The 23,422-nt window shown below is 70.4% G+C and carries 24 protein-coding genes; 10 read left to right on the top strand and 14 right to left on the bottom strand.

Going from position 1 to position 23,422, the window contains the following annotated elements:
* Positions 1-181 precede the first annotated feature (181 nt).
* Both ACIPV1_RS12170 and ACIPV1_RS12165 read right to left on the bottom strand, forming a co-directional pair.
* Entirely contained in the window at positions 182-1,006 is an 825-nt protein-coding gene (locus ACIPV1_RS12170; RefSeq protein WP_123939458.1) for a helix-turn-helix domain-containing protein, read from the bottom strand.
* Between the two features lie 44 nt (positions 1,007-1,050).
* Positions 1,051-2,841: a PQQ-binding-like beta-propeller repeat protein gene (locus tag ACIPV1_RS12165; protein WP_123939457.1), complete on the bottom strand. Its 1,791-nt coding sequence runs from the start codon at positions 2,839-2,841 to the stop codon at positions 1,051-1,053.
* A gap of 166 nt (positions 2,842-3,007) precedes the next feature.
* Between ACIPV1_RS12165 and melA the strand changes: the two genes are divergently transcribed.
* The 4 genes from melA (at position 3,008) to ACIPV1_RS12145 (ending at position 7,680) form a co-directional block, all read left to right on the top strand.
* Entirely contained in the window at positions 3,008-4,432 is a 1,425-nt protein-coding gene (melA, locus tag ACIPV1_RS12160) for an alpha-galactosidase (RefSeq protein WP_123939456.1), read from the top strand.
* Positions 4,433-4,557: 125 nt separating this feature from the next.
* Positions 4,558-5,862, top strand: a complete 1,305-nt coding sequence (locus ACIPV1_RS12155) for an ABC transporter substrate-binding protein (RefSeq protein WP_402726464.1) — start codon at positions 4,558-4,560, stop codon at positions 5,860-5,862.
* Positions 5,846-6,805 (top strand): carbohydrate ABC transporter permease, encoded by a 960-nt coding sequence (locus ACIPV1_RS12150; RefSeq protein WP_402726463.1) that lies wholly within the window; start codon positions 5,846-5,848, stop codon positions 6,803-6,805. Before ACIPV1_RS12155 ends, ACIPV1_RS12150 begins: the two co-directional genes overlap by 17 nt.
* A complete protein-coding gene (locus ACIPV1_RS12145; RefSeq protein WP_402726462.1) occupies positions 6,805-7,680 on the top strand; it encodes a carbohydrate ABC transporter permease in 876 nt (291 codons plus the stop codon). Before ACIPV1_RS12150 ends, ACIPV1_RS12145 begins: the two co-directional genes overlap by 1 nt.
* A 190-nt stretch (positions 7,681-7,870) precedes the next feature.
* Here ACIPV1_RS12145 and ACIPV1_RS12140 read toward each other — a convergent pair whose 3' ends face one another.
* The 4 genes from ACIPV1_RS12140 to ACIPV1_RS12125 all read right to left on the bottom strand — a co-directional run bounded on the left by ACIPV1_RS12140 (position 7,871) and on the right by ACIPV1_RS12125 (position 10,942).
* Entirely contained in the window at positions 7,871-8,080 is a 210-nt protein-coding gene (locus ACIPV1_RS12140) for a cold-shock protein (protein WP_111086735.1), read from the bottom strand.
* Between the two features lie 16 nt (positions 8,081-8,096).
* Positions 8,097-9,206, bottom strand: coding sequence for an acyl-CoA desaturase (locus ACIPV1_RS12135; protein WP_123293869.1), 1,110 nt, complete (start codon positions 9,204-9,206; stop codon positions 8,097-8,099).
* Positions 9,207-9,455: 249 nt separating this feature from the next.
* Positions 9,456-10,442, bottom strand: coding sequence for a Gfo/Idh/MocA family oxidoreductase (locus tag ACIPV1_RS12130; RefSeq protein WP_402726461.1), 987 nt, complete (start codon positions 10,440-10,442; stop codon positions 9,456-9,458).
* Positions 10,439-10,942 carry a heme-degrading domain-containing protein gene (locus ACIPV1_RS12125; protein ID WP_123293870.1) on the bottom strand — a complete coding sequence of 168 codons (504 nt, stop codon included), beginning with the start codon at positions 10,940-10,942 and terminating at the stop codon, positions 10,439-10,441. Before ACIPV1_RS12125 ends, ACIPV1_RS12130 begins: the two co-directional genes overlap by 4 nt.
* 107 nt (positions 10,943-11,049) lie before the next feature.
* On the opposite strand from ACIPV1_RS12125, the gene ACIPV1_RS12120 reads away from it, so the two are divergent.
* Entirely contained in the window at positions 11,050-12,876 is a 1,827-nt protein-coding gene (locus tag ACIPV1_RS12120; protein WP_402726460.1) for a BCCT family transporter, read from the top strand.
* 90 nt (positions 12,877-12,966) lie between these two features.
* Here the strand turns inward: ACIPV1_RS12120 and ACIPV1_RS12115 are convergent, their stop codons facing one another.
* Genes ACIPV1_RS12115 through ACIPV1_RS12105 form a run of 3 tightly spaced genes read right to left on the bottom strand, consistent with a single transcriptional unit; the run spans position 12,967 to position 14,412 of the window.
* Positions 12,967-13,419, bottom strand: coding sequence for a GNAT family N-acetyltransferase (locus ACIPV1_RS12115; protein WP_131881757.1), 453 nt, complete (start codon positions 13,417-13,419; stop codon positions 12,967-12,969).
* Positions 13,420-13,435: 16 nt separating this feature from the next.
* A complete protein-coding gene (locus ACIPV1_RS12110) occupies positions 13,436-13,867 on the bottom strand; it encodes a bleomycin resistance protein (RefSeq protein ID WP_402726459.1) in 432 nt (143 codons plus the stop codon).
* Positions 13,864-14,412, bottom strand: coding sequence for a hypothetical protein (locus ACIPV1_RS12105; RefSeq protein WP_402726458.1), 549 nt, complete (start codon positions 14,410-14,412; stop codon positions 13,864-13,866). The genes ACIPV1_RS12110 and ACIPV1_RS12105 overlap by 4 nt, the downstream gene beginning before the upstream one ends.
* 107 nt (positions 14,413-14,519) lie before the next feature.
* Here ACIPV1_RS12105 and ACIPV1_RS12100 point away from each other — a divergent pair, with 107 nt between their 5' ends.
* Positions 14,520-14,753, top strand: a complete 234-nt coding sequence (locus ACIPV1_RS12100; RefSeq protein WP_402726457.1) for a hypothetical protein — start codon at positions 14,520-14,522, stop codon at positions 14,751-14,753.
* Positions 14,754-14,867: 114 nt separating this feature from the next.
* Here ACIPV1_RS12100 and ACIPV1_RS12095 read toward each other — a convergent pair whose 3' ends face one another.
* The gene (locus ACIPV1_RS12095; protein WP_402726456.1) at positions 14,868-15,731 is read right to left on the bottom strand and encodes an SMP-30/gluconolactonase/LRE family protein; all 864 of its coding nucleotides are present in this window, start codon (positions 15,729-15,731) and stop codon (positions 14,868-14,870) included.
* A gap of 57 nt (positions 15,732-15,788) precedes the next feature.
* Here ACIPV1_RS12095 and ACIPV1_RS12090 point away from each other — a divergent pair, with 57 nt between their 5' ends.
* Positions 15,789-16,832 (top strand): LLM class flavin-dependent oxidoreductase, encoded by a 1,044-nt coding sequence (locus tag ACIPV1_RS12090; protein ID WP_402726455.1) that lies wholly within the window; start codon positions 15,789-15,791, stop codon positions 16,830-16,832.
* 88 nt (positions 16,833-16,920) lie between these two features.
* On the opposite strand, the gene ACIPV1_RS12085 is transcribed toward ACIPV1_RS12090, so the two are convergent.
* Positions 16,921-18,135 (bottom strand): glycosyl transferase, encoded by a 1,215-nt coding sequence (locus ACIPV1_RS12085; protein ID WP_123939447.1) that lies wholly within the window; start codon positions 18,133-18,135, stop codon positions 16,921-16,923.
* Entirely contained in the window at positions 18,132-18,950 is an 819-nt protein-coding gene (locus ACIPV1_RS12080; RefSeq protein ID WP_402726454.1) for an HAD-IIB family hydrolase, read from the bottom strand. Before ACIPV1_RS12080 ends, ACIPV1_RS12085 begins: the two co-directional genes overlap by 4 nt.
* 291 nt (positions 18,951-19,241) lie before the next feature.
* On the opposite strand from ACIPV1_RS12080, the gene ACIPV1_RS12075 reads away from it, so the two are divergent.
* Both ACIPV1_RS12075 and ACIPV1_RS12070 read left to right on the top strand, forming a co-directional pair.
* Positions 19,242-19,826 (top strand): hypothetical protein, encoded by a 585-nt coding sequence (locus tag ACIPV1_RS12075; protein WP_402726453.1) that lies wholly within the window; start codon positions 19,242-19,244, stop codon positions 19,824-19,826.
* A 10-nt stretch (positions 19,827-19,836) separates the two neighbouring features.
* On the top strand, positions 19,837-20,307 hold the full coding sequence (locus tag ACIPV1_RS12070) for a GNAT family N-acetyltransferase (protein ID WP_185021031.1): 471 nt from the start codon (positions 19,837-19,839) through the stop codon (positions 20,305-20,307).
* A 77-nt stretch (positions 20,308-20,384) separates the two neighbouring features.
* Here the strand turns inward: ACIPV1_RS12070 and ACIPV1_RS12065 are convergent, their stop codons facing one another.
* On the bottom strand, positions 20,385-21,413 hold the full coding sequence (locus ACIPV1_RS12065) for an alpha/beta hydrolase (RefSeq protein WP_402726452.1): 1,029 nt from the start codon (positions 21,411-21,413) through the stop codon (positions 20,385-20,387).
* Between the two features lie 275 nt (positions 21,414-21,688).
* On the opposite strand from ACIPV1_RS12065, the gene ACIPV1_RS12060 reads away from it, so the two are divergent.
* Complete coding sequence (locus ACIPV1_RS12060) at positions 21,689-22,696, top strand: carboxypeptidase-like regulatory domain-containing protein (protein ID WP_402726451.1); 1,008 nt, start codon at positions 21,689-21,691, stop codon at positions 22,694-22,696.
* Here the strand turns inward: ACIPV1_RS12060 and ACIPV1_RS12055 are convergent.
* Positions 22,693-23,379 carry an ANTAR domain-containing protein gene (locus ACIPV1_RS12055; protein WP_402726450.1) on the bottom strand — a complete coding sequence of 229 codons (687 nt, stop codon included), beginning with the start codon at positions 23,377-23,379 and terminating at the stop codon, positions 22,693-22,695. The two genes, ACIPV1_RS12060 and ACIPV1_RS12055, sit on opposite strands and share 4 nt — an antisense overlap.
* Positions 23,380-23,422: the final 43 nt, after the last annotated feature.

Genomic DNA, 23,422 nt, shown 5'->3' with positions numbered 1-23,422 from the left:
CCGGCCTGCTGAACAAGACCTTCGGCACCGACGCCGTCAAGCGCGGCCTCCTCGTCGGCACCGCCACCATCACCGCACAGATCAAGTAACACCCCACGTACTCCGGCTGTGCATGGCAGACCGGAACGGCCAACGCCCCGTCGCTCGCGACGGGGCGTTGCTCGTGCGTGGAGAAACCGGGTCAGCGAGCCCGCGCTCGGTACGCACCTGGCGCAGTCCCGCACGCACGGGTGAAGTGCACGTAGAAACTCGACTGCGACCCGAATCCTGCGGCGTGCGCGATCTCCGACGTCGTCATGGACGTCGTCGCGAGCAACCGCTGCGCCTCGGCCACCCTGCACCGTGTCAGGTACTCGACGATCGTGGTGCCGACGTCCTGTCGAAACACCGACATCGCGTAGTGCGGGTGCAGGTGTGCGGCCGCAGCGACGTCAGCGACCTCGATCGGTTCCCGGAACCGGTCGACCACGAACCGCACCATGTCGATCACGCGGTGCATGGCATCCGCGGTGCCGTGCCCGCCGCCGGGCCGCAGGTCAACGGCGTCGCGGTGGTGCCGGAGCAGGCGACGCACGAGCGCCTGCGCCTCGAGGTTGGCGATGATCTCCGCACCGTCGTCCTCGAAGTCCCGCTGCCACGACTCGAGCATCGACTCGACGTCACGGCCAGCGGCTGCGGTCGGCACGACGACCGGGCGGTTCAGGAGCATCGCTCCGAGGTCGTGGTCGGGCAGTCCCCACGCCAGCACCTCGGCCAGCGGGATGTGCACCCAGCGGAACTCGCCCGTGCCGGTGCCGTCACCCACGAGCTGGTGCGGGGTCCAGCCCCAGAACAGTGCGATCTCGCCCGCGTGCACGCTGACCGGCGCCCCGCCGAACCGGTAGTCCAGGTGCCCCTCGAGCACCAGGTTCATCTCGAGGTCGTCGTGCCGGTGGGACGACGCCATGAGCGGGGCCGGGCCGCGGTGGCTCCAGTACGCCGCTTCCATCGTCTCCACGTCGAGCACGATGTCGAGACTACGTCAGCGAGGGTTTGCCCGCAGGTTCAGGCTCAGGAGGACGGCTGGTACCCCGTCACGGAGCAGTCGTCCACGGTGAGCGTGCCGCCAGCAGCGGCGGCGTTCATCGAGAAGACCTGCATCGCGAGCGAATCCCCGGCCTCCTGCACGTAGCCCGTGGCGTCGAGGCGCGTCCACACCCCGACGGTGAGCTCCCGGACGTCGAAGCCGGTCCACCCGGAGTGCGGAGCGATCGGTGTGGCCGGGGTCGTGGGCGGGTCTGATGGTGCCCACTCCCGACTGCGGAACGCGACGCTCGCCCCGGTCGTGCTCGGTCGGACCCAGCACGACGCCCGGAACCACGCGTGCCGCTGCGCATCGGTCGCCACGGTGCGCGTCGCGCCGACCGTACCGGCGGTGCTCGAGGCCGGAGTTACGGTGATCGCACCCTTGCCGTTGCGCGTCACCGTCGTCGTCCTGTCCACCGACCCATTCCCCATCGGCGCCCATCCATCCTCGCCGCGCTCGAAGCCGGGGTCGGAGAGCATCTCGCCGGGGGTGGTCACGACCGGGATCGACTTCGATGGCACGTAGGTCTGGACACCACAGGCGGTGGAGACGAACAACCGGTGCTGTGCGATCGCCAGGTTCCCGCCGGATCCGCCGTCCGCGCACGGTGCGACGAACTCACTGCGGCGGACGCCGGTCGACTCGTCGAGCGCCAGGACGGTCGTCTCGTCCGTGGATCCGCTCATCGACGTGATCCACACGAGACCGTTCGCGACCAGCGGGGCGCTGGCTGCATCCCACGGGAAGATGCTGTTCATCGGGAACGAGTGTGTCCAACGCACCGTGCCGGTGACCAGGTCGATCGCGCGCAGTGTGGCCGCCTTCGCGGGCGACGACGTGTCACCGTACGTCGTGAAGAAGCCTGTCCGGCCGTCGAACGCGATGGACTGGGCGGACTGCGGGAGCGTCCGCACGATCCTCCCGGTCTTTGCGCCGAGCACGATCGTCTTCGGCCCAGGCACGTAGACCAGTCCGTCGTGCAGGGAGGGCCTGGCGCTGCTCTGGTTCGGCCAGATGCCCGTCAGGTCCTTCGGGTACAGCGTGCGCCAGAGGCCGCGGCCCGATGCGTCGGACGCGGTGGCACCCATCCCGGACGCGTAGAACAGGCGTCCGCCGGCGACGAAGGACCAGCCAGGGCGGCCGACGTCGATCCGTGGTTTCCAGAGTGCCCCGCCGGTTCGAGCCGACAGGACGACGTCGTCGTTCGTGACGAGCCCTGCTCCGACGCTGAGGCTGCCACCACGGGTGCTCACAGGACCCGTCCACAGTCGACCGCCGGTCCGGGCGGAGAGCGAGTCGACCATGGTCTGACTGGTGGCGGGGTCGTCGCGCTTGACGTACACCGTGCCACCGGAGACGATCGCCTCGTCGACAGAGTGGTACTGCTTCCGCCAGACGAGGGCACCGGTCGCGATGGTGTACGCGGAAACGCTCGCGCACTGGTACTGCGACTCCGCCACGATCGTGAGGGTCCGGCTGACGCTGATCGAGGACGCGCCCACGCCGCCCGACTGCGGGCAGAGCGGCGGCCCGTTGCGCCAGCTCGGCGCGACGGTCGCCGGCACGGAATCGGTGAACTGGGCGTTCTGGTTCGCCCCGTCGTTGCCCAGGCCTGCCACGCTGTTGCCGCCGGATGGGTACGCCAGACGGGTCGGGACGATGGCGGGCAGCGCAGCGGCTGTCGTCGTCGCAGCGCCGGCCGAGGTCGGAACGACCAGGCCTGCGGTCAGGAGGCCGATCGCGACGAGCGTGGTGAGGGTGGGGCGCCATCGCATGGCGGGCTCCGTTCGGGTCCATCGGACGCCGAGCGTCGGCGCTGGTCGACCCTATCCTTCGAGGCGACCTCAGGTCGCACTCCGTCCGTGACCGATCCGAGGATCCTGGAACCCCACCGTCCCAAGCCGGAGGACCGCACACCCCCGCGCTTCCTACCGTCGACACATGACCAAGATCACCATCATCGGCGCCGGCGGCTTCGTCTTCCCCTTCCGCCTCATCGGCGACCTCGTCTCCTTCCCCGCCCTGCAGGACGCGACGTTGCACCTCATGGACCTCGACGCGGGCCGGGTCGCCCGCACCGCGACGGCCGCCCGCGAGCTCGTCGCCCACCACGGCCTCGGTGTCGAGGTCCTCGAGACCACGGACCGGCGCGCGGCCCTGGATGGTGCGGACGTCGTCATCATCACGTTCCAGGTGGGCGGCGTCGAGTCCTACAAGTGGGACGTCGAGATCCCGCGCAAGTACGGCATCGACCAGGCGGTCGGCGACACCGTCGGCCCGGGCGGCGTCTTCCGCTTCCTGCGGTCGGTCCGCGCGTACGAGGACATCGCCCGCGACGCCCTCGAGCTCTGCCCGGACGCCCAGTTCATCAACTACGCGAACCCGATGGCGATGGCCACGGCGTTCCTCAACGCGAAGGGGCTCCGGACGGTGGGGCTCTGCCACAGCGTGCAGGGCACGACCCGCATGCTGGCGCGCACGCTCGGCGTGCCGTACGACGAGGTCGAGTTCGTCAGCGCCGGCATCAACCACCAGGCGTGGATCCTCGAGTTCACGCGCCGCAACGGCGAGGACCTGTACCCGCGTCTGCGCGAGGTGATGACGGCGAAGCACCAGCGGGGCGTCGCGGCGTCCGACCTGCACGACGACGACGGCGACCACAGCGAGGCGGCTGCCGCGGCGAGCAACTACGAGGGCGGCAACGAGCAGGTCCGCACCCAGCTGATGCGCTCGTTCGGGTACTTCGAGACCGAGTCGAGCCACCACGCCAGCGAGTACGTGCCGTACTTCCGCAAGGACCCGGAGACGGTGCTCGAGTACATCCCGGAGCGCTGGGACTACTACGAGATCTGCCTGGCGCACGACGAGCAGGGCGACGTGGACACCCAGCTCGAGAAGCTCAAGGCCGACCTGACGCCGAGCGTCGAGTACGGCGCGAGCATCGTGAACGCGATCGTGACGGGCGTCCCCGCGGTGGTCTACGGCAACGTGCCGAACGCCACGGGCGTCATCCAGAACCTGCCGTCCGACGCCTGCGTCGAGGTCGCGTGCCTGGTCGACGGCAAGGGGGTGCAGCCGACGTCGTTCGGTGAGCTCCCGCCGCAGCTCGCCGCGATCAACCGCACGAACACGAACGTGCAGACCCTGGCGGTGCGCGCTGCACTCACGGGCAACGTCGAGCACGTCCACCACGCGGTGGCGCTCGACCCGCTGACGGCGGCGCACCTGACGCTCGACCGCATCGCCGAGATGACCGACGAGCTCCTGCACGCCCACGCGGCGCTGCTCCCCGAGTCGTTGCGTCCGGCGGACGCGGTCACCGCGGCACCGGTGGCCGACCGGGAGGCCCGCCCCGCGCTCGTCTGAACCGTCGCGCCCGACGTGGGGTCGGTTCCAGGACGCGACCCCACGTCGGACGCGCGGCGCCCCGTGTGCGCACCCCGCGCCTCCCGGCCGACCTGAACGGCACCACGACCTCAAAGGAGAGGACCATGCCGACCCGACCATCCCCCCAGCTCGCCAGACGGGGGTTCCTCGCCCTCGCCGGCATCTCGCTGACCGGCGCGCTGGCAGCGTGCGCCGGCGGCGGCACGACCGGCCGCGGCGGGACGAAGCACATCCGCCTGTCCACCTGGAACATCCCGACGGACATCACGAGCTACCAGGCGATCGCCGACGAGTTCGTCGCGGCGCACCCCGGCACGAGCGTCGCCGTCGAGGTGACGACCGGGCAGTTCCACCAGTGGTTCATCACCCGGCTCGCCGCCGACCTGGCGCCGGACGTCATCCGGATCACCCCGCAGCAGATCGGCCGGTACGCCGCGAACGGCAGCCTCGTCGACATCTCGGGGGCCGTCCCGGCGGACTACCGGAAGGACTACAGCGACCCGTTCTGGGCGATCGGCGCGCGGGACGACGGCGTGTACGGCGTCTTCCAGCACACCGACAACTTCATCACCTACTACAACCGCGACGTCATGGAGCAGATCGGCGTCACGCCACCGCAGGCGCTGGCCGACGCGTGGACGTGGGACGAGTTCCTCGACGTCGCGAAGGAGGTCAAGCAGGTCACCGGCAAGTACGCGTTCGGGTACGGGTGGTCGTCGCCCGAGACGGCGTACCGGTGGCTCCCGCTGGTCCACCAGAACGGCGGTGCGTTCCTCGGCGAGGACGGTGCCACCCCGTCGATGGACACCCCGGAGGCGATCGACGCCCTGGCCTTCGGCCGGAAGTGGTACGCCGAGGGACTCGCGACCACGGGCAACCTCAGCAAGAGCGGCGGCGGCGACGTCTCGCGGAACCTGTTCCTGACCGGGCAGATCGGCATGATGCTCAACAACCCGGAGTCGATCGCGCAGCTCGACACCGACATGCCGGACAACTGGGGCACGGCCCCGATGATCCGGAACGTCGGCGAGGCGAGCGACCTGGGCGGCAACGCCCTGGCCGTCACGAAGTCGAGCAAGCACCCGGAGCTCGCGGCCGAGCTCGTGGCGATGATCACGTCACGGTCGAAGATGCAGCAGTTCTGCCACGACGGCAACTGGCTGCCCGCCCGGAAGTCCCTCGACGCGAAGGACATCGGGTACGCCGCGAACACCGACACGATGCAGCGGTTCATCGACCAGGGGACGACGATCCCGCTCTCGATGGTGAAGGCCGAGAGCGGCGAGTACTTCAGCTCGCTCAACGCGGTGTTCGCCGACTACCTCGACCTCTGCCTGCTCGGGCAACTGAGCCCGAAAGAGGCCTCGAACCAGATGATGGAGGCGATGCGCAGTGTCACTGCGAACTGAGACCGCGCCGGTCCGCACGACGGCGTCCACCGCCCCACCGACCGGCGGACTCCCCGCGGGCGGCGGTGCCCGCCGGAGCCGGGGCCGCTTCGTCCCGTACGTGTTCATCGGCCCCGCGGCGCTGCTGTTCCTCGGCTTCTCGCTCATCCCGATCATCACGGCGATCGCGCTGAGCTTCCAGGACTCCAGCACCTCGCTCGGCGACGGCACCTGGGTCGCCGGGAAGAACTTCGTCGACATGGGCTCTGACCCGCTCATCGGCACGGCGCTGCGGAACACGCTCGTGTTCACGCTCGGCACCGTGCCGACCTCGATGGCGATCGGGCTCGCGCTGGCCGTTGCCCTGAACCGGCCGCTGCCCGGGCGCTCGGTGTTCCGCGCTCTGTTCTTCGTGCCGATGGTCGCGGCCGGCGTCGTGGTGGGCGTCATCATGTCGTGGATCTTCAACGGCGACTACGGCGTCGTGAACAACCTGCTCGAAGCGCTCGGCATGGGGCGCGTGCCCTGGCTGACCGCTCCGGGGTGGGCGATGGCGACCCTGGTGGTCGTCGTGGTCTGGACCCGGATCGGTTTCTGCATGGTGATCTACCTCGGCGCGCTGCAGTCCGTGCCCGCCGAGCTCAAGGAGGCCGCCGCGATCGACGGCGCCTCGCGCTGGGTGCGGTTCCGGACCATCACGTGGCCGCTGCTCCGCCCGACGACGTCGATCCTGCTCATCCTGAACGTCGTGTTCTCGTTGCAGGCCTTCGACGTCATCTACGTGATGACCGGCGGTGGCCCCGGCTTCTCGACGACCGTGCTGATCCAGTACGTGTTCCGGTCCGCGTTCATCGATGCCCGGATGGGCTACGCCGCGGCGCTCGGACTGGTGCTCGTCGCGATCCTGCTCGTGTTCACGCTGCTCCGGCAGCGCGCCAACCGCAAGGCGGAGGAGATGCTCTGATGGCCGTACTCGATGTCCGTGGTGCCCGCCGCCGTCCGGCTGGAGCCCGCTCCCGGCGCCGGCCTGGTCGCTGGGTGCTCGTCGCCGGGCTCACCGCCCTGGCCATCCTGATGGTGTTCCCGCTGTACTGGATGGTCGTCTCCGCGCTCACCCTCGGCGGGCAGTCGCAGAGCGGCACGTTCTCGCTGTTCCCGACCCGGCCGACGTTCGAGAACTACACGCAGGTGTTCAGCACGCAGCCGGTCTGGCGGTGGCTCGGCAACTCGGCGCTCATCACCAGCGTCGGCACCGCGTTGAGCGTCGTCGTGTCGCTGATGGCCGGGTACGCCCTCGCCAAGTTCCGGTTCATGGCCCGGGGGCTGCTGTACTCGGCATTCCTCGTCACGATCATGATCCCGATCCAGGTCACCCTGGTGCCGAGCTTCCTGGTCGTCGCGAAGATCGGCCTGGTCGACTCCCCCTGGGCGGTGATCCTGCCGACCGTGTTCGACGTCGTCGGGATCTTCATCGCCCGGCAGTTCATGCTCGGGGTGCCGGACGCCCTGATGGAGGCCGCTCGACTCGACGGCGCCGGCGAGTTCCAGACGTTCTTCCGGGTGGTGCTGCCCTCGTGCGGCCCCCTGGTCGGGGTGCTCGTGATCCTCGGCTTCATGACGCGGTGGAACGACTTCCTCTGGCCGCTCGTCGTGCTGCAGGGCAACGAGAACCTGACCGTGCCGGTGGCCCTGTCGACGCTGACGAACAACCCGGCGTTCAGTTCGCCGTGGGGTGCTGTGATGGCCATCGCGACCGTGACCGTGCTGCCGCTGCTCGTGGTGTTCCTGGCGTTCCAGCGCCAGTTCGTGCAGGGCATCGCCTCGACCGGCATCAAGTAGCCCGGCGGCTCGCGCCGGCACGGCGGGCGGCGGGCGGCGGGCGGGCGGCGTACCGAGCCGAATCGGGCGTACCTGGTCGATTCTTTCGACCAGGTACGCCCGATTCCGCATACCAGCGCAGTGGACATGGGAAAGAAACGACGGGAGGCACGGTGCCAGCTGGCACCGTGCCTCCCGTTCGTCGTCCGCGTCAGCGGATGATCGAGATGTTGTCCGCCTGCGGGCCCTTCTTGCCGGGGCCCACGTCGTACTGCACGTGGTCGTTCTCCTCGAGCGACCGGTAGCCGGTCGTCGCGATGATGCTGGAGAAGTGGGCGAACAGGTCCTCGGACCCGTCGTCGGGGTGGATGAAGCCGTACCCCTTGGCGTGGTCGAACCACTTCACGGTGCCGGTCGGCATGGTCGACAGCACGGCGTCAGTGGATGCGCAGTTGCGCGACCATCGGGCAGGCGAACGGGTCACGGGCAGCGAGCCCGACCCGGTTCAGGTACCGGACGACGATGCCGTAGGAGCGCAGCAGGGTGGTCTCGGTGTAGGGCACCTCGAGCGTGTCGCAGTGGTCGCGGACGAGCAGGCGGGCCTGCTTCAGCGCCGGTCGGGGCATCGACGGGAACAGGTGGTGCTCGACCTGGTAGTTCAGGCCGCCCATCAGGAACGAGACCCACCAGCCGCCGCGGATGTTGCGCGACGTGCGGACCTGGCGCGAGAAGAAGTCGACCTTGGCGTCGTGCGCGATGGTCGGCATGCCCTTGTGGTTCGGGGCGAACGAGGCGCCCATCATCACGCCGAACACGGCGAGCTGCACACCGAGGAACGCGCAGGCCATGCCGAACGGCAGGAACCAGAACACGACCGTCAGGTAGATGCCGAAGCGGGCGACGAGCAGCGCGGCCTCGAGCCAGCGGTGCTTGACGTCGGCCTTGGTGCCGTTGCCGGTGACGATGCTTTGCACCGCGTACCGGTGCAGGTTCAGGCCCTCGAGCGTCAGCAGGGGGAAGAACAGCCAGCCCTGGAACCGCATGAACGTCGTCATGAGCGGACCCTTGACCGCGGCGGCGTCCTCCGGCAGGAACCGGATGCCGTCGGGTGCGATGTCGGGGTCCTTGCCGACGGTGTTCGGGTTGCCGTGGTGGCGGGTGTGCTTGTTCATCCACCACGAGTAGCTGAGGCCGACCAGGAACGTGCCGAGCCAGCGGCCGGCGTGGTCGTTCCACTTCTGCGAGGCGAAGACCTGGCGGTGCGCGGCCTCGTGCGACAGGAACGCGAACTGCGTGAAGATCACGCCGAGCGCGCCGGCGACGATGAGCTGGAACCAGGTGTCGCCGAGGAATGCGAACGCGACCCACGCGAGGGCGAAGGTGACGATGAGTGTGCCGAACAGCGACCAGTAGAACCCGGTGCGGCGGCGGAGGAGTCCGTTCTCCTTCACCTGCGCGAGCAGGGCTGAGTAGGTCGAGGTGCCCTTGGGGCTTCCTGTTCCAGGTCGAGTGCGGGTGTAGCCCGGAGCGAGCGGAGTGGTGGTCAAGATGGACCGACCTTCCGGTGCGGACCGGCCCTTCGGCCGGTTCGAGAGAGTTCACGCGATTGCGCTTGGTGCGACCCTAGGGCCTGAAGGTGCGATTCCACCTGACAATCAGCCTGCCCTGTCCAGCGGGCGTTGTGATGGCACTTGAAGGGGGTGTGCGTCCCCACGGGCGGACGGGAGGCGCGGGTCGCGCCCGCCCCGTGCCTCCCCTCCGCCGCACGCGCCCGACCAGGGCCGTGGCCCGCGCCGTCAGGTCGCGATCCGCGCTCCGGAGCGGTGCGACTCCGTCGCCGCGTCGGCGAGCAGCAGAGCCCGCCGGCCGTCCTCGAGCGTCGCGCGCGGGGGCTCGTCGCCGCGCGTCACCGCGACGAGGTGGGCGATCTCGGCCGCGTAGGCCTCGCGGTACCGGTCGCCGTAGTGGCTGATGGCGAGGTCGCCCGCACCGACGCCGGCGGCGGTCGACGCGCTGACCGAGGTCGCGGTCCGGTTGCCGACCGCGAGCGTGCCCGCCGGCCCGGACGCCTCGAGCCGCTGGTCGTACCCGGAGGCGTTGCTCCGCGCGTCGACGATCGTGACGAGTGCCCCGCCGGCCGTGGTCAGGGTGACCATCGCACCCGAGACGTCGTCGAGTGCGGCGACCTCGGGGTCGCTCACCTGGCCGACGGCGTGCACCGAGGTGACCTCGCCGCCGAGCCACCGGGCCATGTCGAGGTCGTGGATGGTCATGTCGCGGAACAGTCCGCCTGACCCGGGCACGTAGGCGATGGGCGGCGGTGCAGGGTCGCGGCTGACGATGACGAGCTGCTCGAGGGGGCCGATCTCACCGGCCACCAACCGGTCGTGCAGGGCCGCGAACGACGGGTCGAACCGACGGTTGAAGGCCACGACGACCCGGTCTGCGGCGGCACCGACGGCCGCGATGCAGGCGTCGACACGGGCGATGTCGAGGTCGACGGGTTTCTCGACCAGGACGGCCTTGCCACCGGCGACCGCCTGCGTGATGTGCGCGGCGTGCAGCGGGTTCGGCGACGCGATGACGACGGCGTCGATCGCCGGGTCGGCGAACGCGGCGTCGACCTCGAGGGCGGCGGCTCCGTGGCGAGCGGCGAGCGCCGGTGCTCCGGACCCGCCGGCGACCGCGGACAGGACGGCACCGTCGGTGCGGGCCACGTTGGCGGCGTGCACGGCCGCCATCTTGCCGGCGCCGATGATCGCGATGCGGACGTCGGCGGTCACGAGGCGTCGGCCCGGATCGCTTCGAGCCCCTCGACCACGAGCGCGTGGTCGTCGTGCATCTCGAGGCCACTGACCCCGACCGCACCGATCAGGCGGCCCTGCAGCAGGAGCGGGAACGCACCGCCGGCCGCCGCGTACTCGTTCGTGTCGAGGGCGCCGTCCTGCTCGAAGCTCCCGCCGGCGGCCAGGTAGGTCGCGCGGACGCGCAGCGACGACTGGCCGAAGTGCCGCACGACGCGGAACTTCCGCTCGAGCCAGGCGTCGTTCAACGCGGCGGCGCCCTCGGTCGCGGCGTGGAAGACACGCTGCTCGCCGAACACGACGGCGAACCCGATGGCGTGGCCGCGGTCGATCGCCGCCTGCCGGAGCCAGGAGCCGAGGCGCCACGAGTCGTCGAGGTCGAAGGACGGGAACGTCAGGCGCTGCTCCTCGGCCGCGAGGGCATCGCGCAGGGCGGTCGGGTCGAGGTCGCGGTAGTGAGCGCCGTCGGGGTGGGCCATGATCTCTCCTTCGAGGTGGTCCGGAACGCCTTCTGGAACGTTCCAGCGCGCTGAGCGTACCGCCCCCGACACGCCTGAGCGAACGCACAGAGCCGCCGCCAGGCACCATGGAGAGCATGGCAAGCACCACCTCCGCTCCCCCGCCCGGCCCCGTCGAGACGACGTCGAAGGTGCGGCGGTGGGTGTTCTGGCCCGCCGCCGTCCTCGTGCTCGGTTTCGTGGCGTTCACCCTGATCTCCCCGTCGAGCGCCGAGGCGATGTTCGTCGGCCTGCAGGACGGCATCGTCAAGAACTTCAGCTGGTACTACGTCCTCGTCGCCGCGTTCTTCGTCGGCTTCTCGCTGTTCGTCGGCTTCAGCAAGTTCGGCGACATCAAGCTCGGCAAGGACCAGGACGAGCCCGAGTTCTCGACCGGGTCGTGGTTCGCGCTGCTCTTCGCCGCTGGCATGGGCATCGGCCTCGTGTTCTACGGCGTCTCGGAACCGCTCAGCCACTTCGCCTCACCGCGCCCCGGCGTCACCGGCACCGAGAACGAGCTCGCGCAGCAGGCCCTCACCCAGACGTTCCTGCACTGGGGACTCCACGCGTGGGCGATCTACGTCGTGCTCGGCCTCGCCCTGGCCTACGCCATCCACCGCCGCGGCCGTCCGGTGTCGATCCGGTGGGCGCTCGAGCCGCTGCTCGGCAACCGGGTGCGCGGCGGGTGGGGCAACCTCATCGACGTCATCGCGCTCGTCGGCACCCTGTTCGGTGTCGCGACCTCGCTCGGCCTCGGGGTCATCCAGATCGGCGCCGGGCTCGAGAGCGCTGGCATCGCCGACAGCGGCATCGTCAGCCAGATCGCCATCATCGCCGTGATCACCGCGGTCACCATCGTGTCGCTCGTGACCGGTGTCACCAAGGGCATGAAGATCCTGTCGAACTTCAACCTGCTGCTCGCCGCCGCACTGCTGCTGTTCGTGCTCATCGTCGGGCCGACCCAGTTCCTGCTCCGCGACTTCGTGCAGTCCATCGGCGCGTACCTGCAGAACATCGTCGGCCTGTCGTTCAACGTCACCGCACAGCAGGGCGCCGAGGGCGTCGCCTGGCAGGGCGCGTGGACCACCTTCTACTGGGGCTGGTGGATGTCGTGGGCGCCGTTCGTCGGCGTCTTCATCGCGCGCATCTCGAAGGGCCGAACGGTCCGCCAGTTCGTGTTCGGCGTCCTCCTCGTCCCGACCGCGCTCACGTTCCTCTGGTTCGCCGTGCTCGGCGGCGCCGCCATCCACCGCGAGACCGACGGCTCCGGTGGCCTGGTCGGCTCGGACGGCTCGGTCGACCTCGAAGGCTCGCTGTTCGCCCTGCTCGGCGACCTGCCCGCCGGAGCGGTGCTGACCTTCGGCGCGATCCTGCTCATCGGCGTGTTCTTCGTGACCTCGTCGGACTCCGGGTCGCTCGTGATGGCGATGATCGCGTCCGGCGGCGACATCGAGCCGAAGAACTGGCTCCGCGTCTTCTTCGCCACCGTCTCGGCACTGCTCGCCGTTGCCCTGCTGCTGAGCGGCGGGCTGAACGCTCTCAAGACGGCGGCGATCACCACGGCGTTGCCCTTCAGCGTCGTGCTGCTACTCACCTGCTGGTCGACGATCATCGCCTTCACCCGCGAGCGGCGGGCGTACGACAAGGCCGAACGCGAGGTCCTGCTCGAACACGTCGGCGCGTACTACGGCCTCGAGGTCGAGGGGCCGTCAGAGCGCGCGCCGCGATCGGCCTTCGGTCGGCCGTGGGCAGCCGTCAAGAAGCGCGTGCGCGGTGGGTCAGCGGCACACCCGGCCGCCACCGCCCTCGACGACTTCCCGATCCGGACGCAGACGGTGTCACCCGACCCGGCGGTCGACGCGAGCCTCGATGATGCGCCAGCTGCGGAGAGCGCATCGCGCCCGACGGACGGATGACGGAGTGGAGGCTCGTGGCGGGGCCGCCACGGGCCTCCCGTCCGTCAGCGGTCGCGACCAGGGCGTCGCGCCGGCCCGAACACGAAGGGCTCAGAGGCGCTTCTCCATGCAGTAGCTCGTCGGGTCGTCGGTGTACGGCGGGAATCGCGGGACCTGGCGGTACCCGAGCTTCTCGTACAGGGCGATCGCCGCGACCTGTGGCAAGCCCGTCTCCAGTTGCAGCGTCTCGATGCCCAAGTCGTGCGCGTGCGCCTCGAGTGCCTGGAGCAGGGCTCGACCGACCCCGAGCCCTCGAGCCTCGTCGGTGACGAACATCCGCTTGACCTCACCGGATCCGTCGCGCCGATCAACCAGCGCCGCCGTACCGACGGCCACGTCACCCTCGCGAGCGACGAACAGCGAGACCCCATCGGCTTCCAGGGCGTCGACGTCGAGGCCGTAGTAGTTCTCGGCCGGGTACAGGGCCAGGGCGAAGGCGTCTCCTTGGCTGAGCAGGCTGAGGACGTCGTCGCTGCGAGGGCTCTCGATCTGGATGGAAGGCACGGCCGATTGTACGAGTTCAGTCGGCGACTGGGCGTCGTCCCGCCGAGGACTGGAAGCGCACCAGGTACCCGTCCGGGTCCTGCACGAGGAACTGGTCCACGCCGGCCTGCTCGTTCCCGACGTCGTACCACTTCGTCTCGGGCTGCATGAAGAGTTCGGTCCCGGCACGGAGCAGGGTGGCGGCGAGCGCGCGGCTGTCGGGCACGGTGATCTGGAAGTTCACGCCTCGGCCGAGCGGGCGCTCGAGCGGGCCGGTGATCCAGTTCCGACCGACCCCGGCCTGTTCGAGCATCAGGTGGGCGGTACCGAGGGCGACGTACGCGAAGCGCTCCTCGGGCCGCGAGTAGCGGATCTCGAAGCCGCACAGGTCGCACCAGAACGCCAGGCTCCGGTCCAGGTCTGCGACGAGGAGTTCGGGAACGAGTGCGGGCTCTGGCGTCACGCTCATCGGAACAGGTCGAGGTGCGGCGTCGCGCCGGGATCGGCCATCTGCGCTTCGGTCTCGCGCACCAGCTCGTCGACGCGGGCTCCCCACTTGCGCATGAAGACCACGCGGACGATGCCGATGACAGCCCACAGCACGGCGATGACCCCGCGCCCGATGCCCGCGGGGTCTCCCTGCAGAACGTCCGGCACGGCGAGCGCGGCCCACAGGATGCCCAGGCTGATCCAGACCCACCCGGTGACCGCGCCCTGCGAGGTCTGGCGGCGCAGGAAGCGCCTCCGGATCGCGACCGGGACACCGGTCGGGTCGGCGCCACCGCGCAGCCACCGGTTCATCGCTCGGTACGAGCCGTAGCCGCCGAAGCGCGACCAGCTGCCCAGGATGAGCGCGAAGCCGCCTGCGGCGAGGACGGCCACGACGACGAGGACGGCCGTCTGGGACATCTCCGGAAAGTCGAGGCCGACCAGCATGAGCCACAGCCCCACGAAGAGGGCGGGGACGCCGAGGAGCTGTGCCCACCCGATGGCGTCGAGTTGTCTGATGCTCACCATTGCACTCTACGCACGCCCACCACCGCCGTCAGATGCCGGGACAGGAATACGACGATGCGGCGTCGTGCGAGGATTCGTCGACCACATCGACGAAGGGCTCGATCATGACCACCGCACGCACGTTCCACCTGATCAGCACGCCGCTGCTGGCCGTCGGGTTCCTCGGGGTCGGCGCGCTGATGGCCGACGTCTACTACGGACCGGAGGGTGGGGGTGCCAACATCGGCCTCGGGCTCGTGATGCCACTGTGCCTCGGCTCCGGCGTGGTCGGCATCGCGATGGGGATCGCGGCCCTCGTGATGACGTGGTCGGCCGGCCGCGCCGCACGTTCGCGCTAGCCACGCCCGGGGCACCTCCCCGAGGTTCCATGACATGCCGCGTGCACGTCGCCGAGGTTCGACGGGCAGGCTCCGCGGCGCGTGAGATGCCCGAATCTTGGAACCTCGCCGCGCTCACCAACCCGGCACGGCCACCCGCACCGCACTGATCCGCCCCGCACGCGTCTGCGCCGTCGTCGCCGGGTCGTAGCTGTCCGCCGTCGCCAGGTAGAGCGTGCGGCCGTCCTCGCCGCCGAGCGCGCAGTCGATCGCGCACAGCCCCGGCGCATCGATCCGGTCCGTGACCTCGCCGCCCTCGAGGACCCGGAGGAACTCCCCCGTGTCGACGGAGCAGACCCAGACGGCGCCGTCGCGGTCGACCGTGCTGCCGTCCGGCGTGACGCCACCGGGCAGCGCTGCCCACTCCCGTCGGCCGGTCAGCGACCCGTCGGGCTCGATGTCGAACGCGGTGAGCCGGCCGCCCCACGTCTCGCTCACCACGAGGGTCCGGGTGCCGGGCAGGACGTTCGCGCTGTTCGGGAACACCAGCCCCTCGGCGGCGAGGCGGAACGAGCCGTCCTGCTCAATCACCCAGAGCGGGCCGGGGCGGAGCTCCTCGCCGCCGTACAGGTCGTAGCCGAAGGCACCGATGTAGGTCCGGCCGGTCGCCTCGTCGACGACGAGGTCGTTCAGGAGCGACGACTCCTCGCCGGACAGGTCGGCGAACACCGACGCCTGGCCACGATCGTCGACGGCGACGACCCTGCGGGACTCCATCGAGCTGACGACGAGTCGCCCGTCGGCGAGCCACCCGAGCCCCGACGACTGGCCCTCGACCGTGGTCTCCAGGCGCGGAGCCGCGGTCGAGGTCGGGTCCATCGAGAAGACCTCGCCGGTGTGCATGTCCGAGTACCAGAGCCGCCCGTCGTGCCAGCGGTTGCCCTCGGGGAAGCGGATGTCGGTGACGACGTCGGTCGCGGAGTCCAGAGTGATGTGCACCGATCCACCCTGCCAGCCGGACCCCCGCGCCACCCGGTGGTCTGGCACGATCGAGGCATGCCCCTCGACGGAACTCCCCTGGAACGGCTCGGCTTCCTGACGATCGGGTCGTTCGACCCCGCCCGACCGTCCGAGGGCCACGAGGACACGCTCCGGGTCATCGAGCGTGCGGAAGCGCTCGGCTTCGACAGTGCGTGGCTGCGCCACCGGCACCTGCAGCACGGCATCTCCTCCCCCGTCGCGGTGCTGGCCGCCGCGTCGCAGCGGACCTCGCGGATCGAGCTCGGCACCGCCGTCACGCCGATCGGCGCCGAGAACCCCTTCCGGCTCGCCGAGGACCTCAGCACCGTCGACGTGCTGTTGGGCGGGCGGCTGAACCCCGGCTTCTCGGTCGGCACCCCGATGAACTTCGACCTGTACCGCGACGCGATCTACCCCGACACCGCCGAGCACGAGGACCTCGGCAACGACCGACTCCTGCGCTTCCGTGCCCTCGTGCGCGGAGAAGCGGTGACCGGAACCGGAACCGCGACCGGCACCGTCGAACGCCGAGGGATCGAGGAGTTCGCGAGCACCGTCCAGCCGCACAGCACCGGCCTCGCCGACCGCATCTGGTACGGCACCGGCAGCACGAAGTCGGCGGTCTGGGCCGGCGAGAACGGCTTCCACCTGCTCACCTCGAGCGTCACGCGCAGCGAGGTCGGCACGGACTTCGCCACCAACCAGCGCGCACAGATCGACGCCTACCTCGACGTCCACCCCGATCCCAGCACCGCCCGGGTCTCCCAGGGACTGGTCGTCATCCCGACCGACACGGCGACCCGCGAGCAGGAGGCCCGCTACCGCGCCTACGTCGAGAGCCGCTCGGGCCGCGTCGGCGTGCCGATGGGGCCCGCGGGGATGCTCTTCGCCGCCGACCTCGTCGGGACCTCGGCGGAGATCGCGGACCGGTTGCGCGCCGACGCCGGCTACCAGGCGGTCACCGAGGTCGCCTTCGCGCTGCCGTTCTCGTTCGAACCGGACGACTACGCGCAGATCACCACGGACATCGCCGAGCGCCTGGGTCCGCAACTCGGCTGGGCGCCGCGACCGGCGGCCTGAGAACGGCGCCAGACCGCCGGACGGGAGGCACGTGGCCAGCTCTCGCTGTGCCTCCCGTCCGCCCTTCGGTCGCGCCCAGGGCGCGTGATCAGTCCTGCTGGTCCGCCTCCACCGCATCCTGCAACCGCTCGAGCACGTCCGGCACCGCCGAGCGCACCCGGCTCCAGCTCGGGATGAACGGCTTGTCGTCCGGGCGCGCGCTGAAGGCGCCGCCGGCGTCGAGGATCGCCTTGGTGAAGAGCTCGACCGCGGCTTCCTCGGCGTGCTGGTCGAAGCCGAGCCCGCTCATCTCCGCTTCGTGCCGGTAGACCTCGACGATGTCGAGGGCGTTCCGGTAGTACGTCGCCTTGAGCACCCGGAACGAGTCCGAGGTGAGCGGGACGCCCATCGTCGCGAGCTTCCGGAGCAGCGACTGCACGATGTCGTTCCCCATGCGGGCGAGTCCGCCGGTGCCGTCGGCCTCGGCGAGGGGCTGGTGCTTGTGGTCGTACGCGTCGGCGATCTCCACCTGGCACACCTGCCGGGTCGCGTAGTCGCGGTAGACCTCGGACAGCATGCCGATCTCGAGGCCCCAGTCGCCCGGGATCTTCAGGCCGTTCAGCACGTGCGCGCGCATCGCGAACTCGCCGGACAGCGGGTACCGGAAGCTGCTGAGGTACTCGAGGTACTCGGACTCCCCGTAGACCTGGCGGAGCGACCGGAGCAGCGGACCGACGAGCAGCCGCCCGACGCGCCCGTTGATCCGGCCGTCGGCGACGCGGGCGTAGTAGCCCTTCGAGAACTCGTAGTCGAACGCGGGGTTGGCGACCGGGTAGAACAGCCGCGCGAGCATGCCCCGCTCGTACGTGGTGATGTCGCAGTCGTGCAGGGCGATGCACTCGGCCCGCTCCGACGCGAGCGCGTAGCCCGTGCAGTACCAGACGTTCCGGCCCTTGCCCGGCTCGCCGGGAGCGAGCCCCTCGCGCTCGAGCTCGGCATCGAGTTCCCGCAGTCGCGGCCCGTCGTTCCACAGGATCCGGTGCCGCTGCGGCAGCCGTGCGAAGAACTCCCGCGCGTGCTCGAACTGCGAGCGGTCGGCCCGATCCAGCCCGATCACGATCTCGCTGAGCCAGTCGGCCTCGGCCAGCTCGTCGACGATCCGCGACAGGGCCGGGCGTTCGAGCTCCGAGTACAGCGCCGGCAGGATCAGGCTCATCGGCCGCTTCTCGGCGAAGCCCCGCAGGTCGTCCTCGATGCTCGCGGTGCTGCGGCGGCCGAGGTCGTGGAACGTCGTGATGACGCCGTTCTGGTGGAAGTCGCTCATCGGTGGCTCCTGACGGACGGGGTGGTGAATCGGGAGACGCCCTCGGCCCAGCCCTGCGGGCCGGGGGCGGTTGTGCGGTGGACGCGCTCGGGTCGGTCGTCGGCGAGCGGACCGGGTGCCGGGCCGTGGCCGCGGACGACGACCGCCAGGTCGACGGCGTCGAGCAGCGCCGTGTCGTTCGGGCCGTCGCCGAGCCCGATCGTGCGTGGAGCGGTACCGGTGCGGCGTTCGTGGTCGGCGACGAGCAGGCGGACCGCGGTGCCCTTGTCGCGCCCGGCGGGCAGGACGTGCCAGAAGCGGCCCCCGCGCACGAGGTCGAGGCCGGCCGCGGCGAGCGCCGCGCGGAACGGGTCGGCGCGGTCGTCGTCCTCGGCGTGCCAGAGCAGGACTTCGGAGGCTTCGCGCCGCCGAGCATCGCCGACTGCTTCGAGGTCGAGTCCGGTCCAGGCGGCGACGACCTCGTCGCTCTCGCCGCCGAAGGTCGCGAAGTGGAGGTCCAGGTCCGCTCGGGTGCGGTCGAGGGCTGCGCGGAGACGGTCGAGATCGGCGTTCGCGGGGCCGGCTCCGGTTATCACGTTGCCGTCCGGTCCGACGACGATCGCACCGTTCTCCGCGACGAACGCCTGCCCGTCCAGACCGGTCCGCCGCTGCAGGGCAGTGATCTCAGCCCGGGTCTTGCTGCTGCAGAACACCACCGGCACGCCGTCCGCGCGAAGCCGCTCGAGCATCGGCAGGGCAGCGTCGAACGAGTAGTCGTGGTGGTCGAGGAACGTCCCGTCGAGGTCCGTGACGACCATCAGGTCGGGTGGTGGCATCGTGCTCCGCTCGCGGCTGGCTGGGCTGCGGGCGACTATGCCCCGGACCACCCTGCCATGTGCGGGAGTCCGGTTGGTGAACAAGGGCGGCTCGGTTCCGTGGTGCGCACTGCGCGCCCGGTCGCTACAGTCGTGGTGGGGCGCCGGGGACCAGGCGCAAGGGGGAACACCGTGGGGGAAGTCCAGTACGACGACGCGGCAGCCGATCTGCTCGCGCAGGCAGCGTCCAGCGCCGCTTCAACTCTGCGTGTCCAAGGCGGCGCTCCGCGCGCCGCCGCTCCGATCGAACGAATGCACCAGGGCGACCTACACGCCTGGCAGGTCCGCCACGACGAACGCACCCGAGCAGCCGCCCCGTCGGACTTCCTCCGGCGGCCGGGACTCCGTGGCGTCGCCCGCCCTAGCATCGGTGTCGGCGTCATGCTGACTGCGGCGCTCCTCGTGTCCGGTTGCAGCAACGCCCCTGGAGGCAACGCAGTGGACCCGTCCGAGGCGAAGAAGTCGATCGTCGACGCCGTCAAGGAGTCGACCGACGCCGTCGGCGGCGAGTGGACGGTGTACCGCGGCCCCGCTGCCGAGGTGTGCACCCAGTCGGGCGGTGGGGACGGCGCCCGTTTCGTGTACGTCCTGGAGCGGAGCGGCACCGACGGCACCGATCCTGCGGCCGACATCCGTACGGTCGAGGAGCTTTGGAAGTCCAAGGGGATCACGACGGAGCGGTTCGAGAGCGGCGGTTCAGACCCGCTCACCGGCATCCGGGGCGCGGACGGGCCCGTCACCTCCATCGGATTCAACGCGTACCCGCAGCGGTACAGCATCACCGGAGTCTCGGAGTGCTCCGACGGGGATGTGCAGGACCTGCGGAGTGCGGCGTGAGGCCGGCGTCATGATGATCCGGCACGCGACCGTTGACGACGCGGAGTCCATCGCCCACGTCCACACCACGTCCTGGCGTGAGACGTACGGCCGGTTCGTGGACGACCCGGCCACCAACCCGTGGTTCGACGTCGAGCGACGGATCACGATGTGGCGATCGAACCTGGAACACGAGACCTTCGCGACCCTGATCGCCGAGGGCGAGATCGGGATCATCGGCTTCGCCGCGGCACAGGTCGTGACCGAACCCGATGCGGTCCGGCCGGAAGAGCTCACCATGCTCTACGTGCTTGCGTGCGCGCATGGGAGCGGTGCTGGCCAGGCACTCCTGGACGCCGTCCTCGAGGGCCGTCCGGCTTCGCTCTGGGTCGCGGCCGACAACCCGCGAGCGCACTCGTTCTACCGCCGGAACGGTTTCGTCGCCGACGGCGCGACGTCGAGCTTCGGCCCGATCGGGACGACCGTTCGGCTCGTCCGTTGATCGCCTGGTGACACCGGCCGGGACGGGAGGCCCGGTGCCAGCTGGCACCGGGCCTCCCGTCCCGCTCGTGGGGATGTCTACCGAGACACCCCCGTCACGGGTCCGTCCTGGCGCCCGGCTGCGCGACTGATCGGCGAAGGATCGCCGAGCAGTCGTCGGGTCCAGTCCGCGAGGGCCGCGGTCGCGGTCCTCGAGATGGCGGCGTCGGGCACCATGCTCGTGAACCCGTGGAAGGCACCGGGCCAGACGTGGAGCTCCGCGTCGACCCCCGCTGCCCAGAGGCGGCTCGCGAAGGCGACGTCCTCGTCGCGGAAGACCTCAGCACTGCCGCAGTCGATGTAGGTGCGCGGCAGCGCCGACAGGTCTGCAGCACGAGCCGGAGCGGCGTACTCCGAGACGTCAGGGGTGGCGCGGCGTGGTCCGAGGTACGCGTCCCACGCGAAACGGTTCATCTGGCGGTCGGCGACCCCGACGCCGTCGATCTGCTGGGTCGAGACGGTGTCGTCACGGTCGTCGAGCATGGGTGACACGAGGATCTGCGCCATCAGGTCGGGACCCTGCCGGTCACGGGCGAGCAGGGCCGTCCCCACCGCGAGTCCGCCGCCGGCGCTCTGCCCCGCGATGACGATCCGCGCCGGGTCGACGCCGAGCTCGTCGGCGTGCGCCGCCACCCAGACGAGACCGGCGTAGCAGTCCTGCACCGGGTACGGATCGGGGTACTCGGGTGCGAGGCGGTAGTCGACGCTGACGAGGACCACGTCGTGGTCGAGCAGCCAGTCGTCGAACGAGTCGAGGTTCCCGAGGTGGTGGCCGAACATCATGCCCCCGCCGTGGATCGAGTAGACGGCCGCGGTCGTTCCGGTGCGCTCGACACGGTCGATGATCGCGAGGTCGATGGGATCGCCGTGGTACCCCGGAACCGTGACGTTCCGCCGCTGGTACCCGCGGGAACGGAGGCGCTCGTCGACCACGTCCTCGGGCACATCGAGCTGCCGCATGCGGGGCAACATCTCAGCGGTGAGGGTGAACGGGCCTTGGGCCTCGAGCGCCGCCAGGAAGGTCGCCAGTTCGGGGTCGAACGGCGGGCGGGCGATGGTGTCGGACACGGGCACACTCCTTCGATGAAGAAGTGGCGACTCCCGTGAGACGCGTGTGCGGTCCCGTCTGCCGGAGCAGCGCGGGATTTTTTCCCTCTGCCGAGGACAGTAGTGCACGCGACGCTCCGGAGCGCGCACCGCACTGTGCAAGAAGCCGCGGAAACGAGGTACTGAACGCCGACGTTCCTGGTGCGCAACCGGGACGCCGTCCTTCCCCACCACTCGCACGACGCGTACAGTCCCCCGCAAGGTACGACCGGTGGGCGGGGAACGCGATGCGACTGATGACGGGAACGACACTGGTCGTGGCGCTTGCCGCAGCAGCGATGGTCGGCCTGGCGCCGCCAGCGGCCGCGGCCGGGTCGGGGACGATCGCTGTGCAGCTCGCGACGCCGGACGGCACCCCGATCAGGTTGGCGGACGTCGAAATCGCTGCGATCGGCATCGACGCCGTCGTCGGGACCGCCACCACCGATGCCGACGGCACCGCGACGTTCACCGGCATCCCCGCCCCGGACACCGTGACGGTCACCACACGGCAACTCCCGCCGCGCGGAACGCAGACCTACGCCCCCGGACTCCGCTCGGCCATCGTGGTCCGCGGCGGCACGACGGTCGCGGTCACCGTGCCGCTCGTGATCGGCGCCACCGTGGAGGGCGGGGTGGTCGGCCCCTCGGGTCCCGCTGCTGGACGGTTGATGTACGCCTGGAACGAAGACACCTCGCAGGTGTTCCGGACGACCTCGGACAGCGCGGGCCAGTACCGGTTCGTCGGGTTGAGCACCGGGAAGTACCGCATCGAGGCCTACGCCAGCGGCACGGCGTCGCCCGCCGTCTGGAAGACCCGGGTGTACCAGCAGCGCGGGACCCTCCCAGCGTCGCAGGTGACGTTGTCGAGGCACTACGCACACAGCGACTACGACCTGGTCGTCTACGCCGACACGGCGTCCCGCACCCCGTCGCCGTTGCTCAGTGGCGCGCGCGTCACGGTGACGAACGCGACGACCGGTGCGTCGTTCTCGACCCGGTTCTCGACGCTGCTCGACAGCGAGCAGACGGCACAGTTCCAGATTCCCTCCGGGCAGTACGTGGTCGAGCTCCGGACAGTGGCGACGACCGCGACGCCGGCGCGTGTGCTGTGGCTCGGACGGCCCGGCGGCGTGTACCGGTACGTGACCGACCGGGCCCAGGCCGTCCCGGTGCGGGTCGTGTTCGGCGGATTCAACGGCTGGGGTGGGGCGGTGCCGGAAACGTCCGTGGCCGTGGCCGTGGCCGTGGCCGAGTACAACTAGCCGAGGGTGGTCCGTCCGGCGAGGACGGCGAGGGCGACCTCGGCGAGCGGGAGCTGGTTCCGCCGCGCGTGGTCGCGCAGCAGGGAGAACGCGGTCGCGGTGTCCACCCCGTTCCGGTTCGCGATCCACCCCTTCGCCTGCTCGATGACGGTACGGCTGTCGAGTGCTGCTTGCAGTTGCCCCTGCATCGTCACCGCGTCGTCGATGGTGCGCTGCTGCATGAGCGAGACCGCTGCGATGTCGGCCAGTGCCCTCGCAGCGATGAGGTCGTCCTCGTCGAACGCGCCGGCAGACTCGCCGAACAGGTTGAGCGATCCGATGACGGTGGTCCGGAGCCGCAGCGGGATCGAGTGGACGGCTGTGTACCCGGCGTCAGCCGCGGCCCGGCAGAAGTGCGGCCATCGCGGCTCGGCCACTCGGACGTCGGGGATCGAGACCACGCTCCCTGTCCGCGCTGCCTCGAGACAGGGCCCGTCGCCGACTTCGAGCTGCAGGAGCTCGAGCAGTCCGCTGTGGTGCCCCACCGAGGCGGTGATCTGCAACCGGTGGTCCGAGCCGAACAGCATCAGCCCGGCAGCGTGGACGTCGAACAACGCCGCCGACTCGTCCACCAGGTGCTGCAGTCGGCCGGTGAGATCCTCTGAGCTGGTGGCACTGCCGACCAGCGCGATGATGGTCTGCAACAGTCTTCGTTCGCGGTCGGCGCCCACGGGGGTCACTCCAGAT

The organism is Curtobacterium sp. NPDC089991, assembly GCF_044748425.1.
Taxonomy (GTDB): Bacteria; Actinomycetota; Actinomycetes; order Actinomycetales; family Microbacteriaceae; genus Curtobacterium.
Note: the sequence above shows the minus strand (reverse complement) of the source record. Positions and strands in the feature narration are given on the sequence as shown.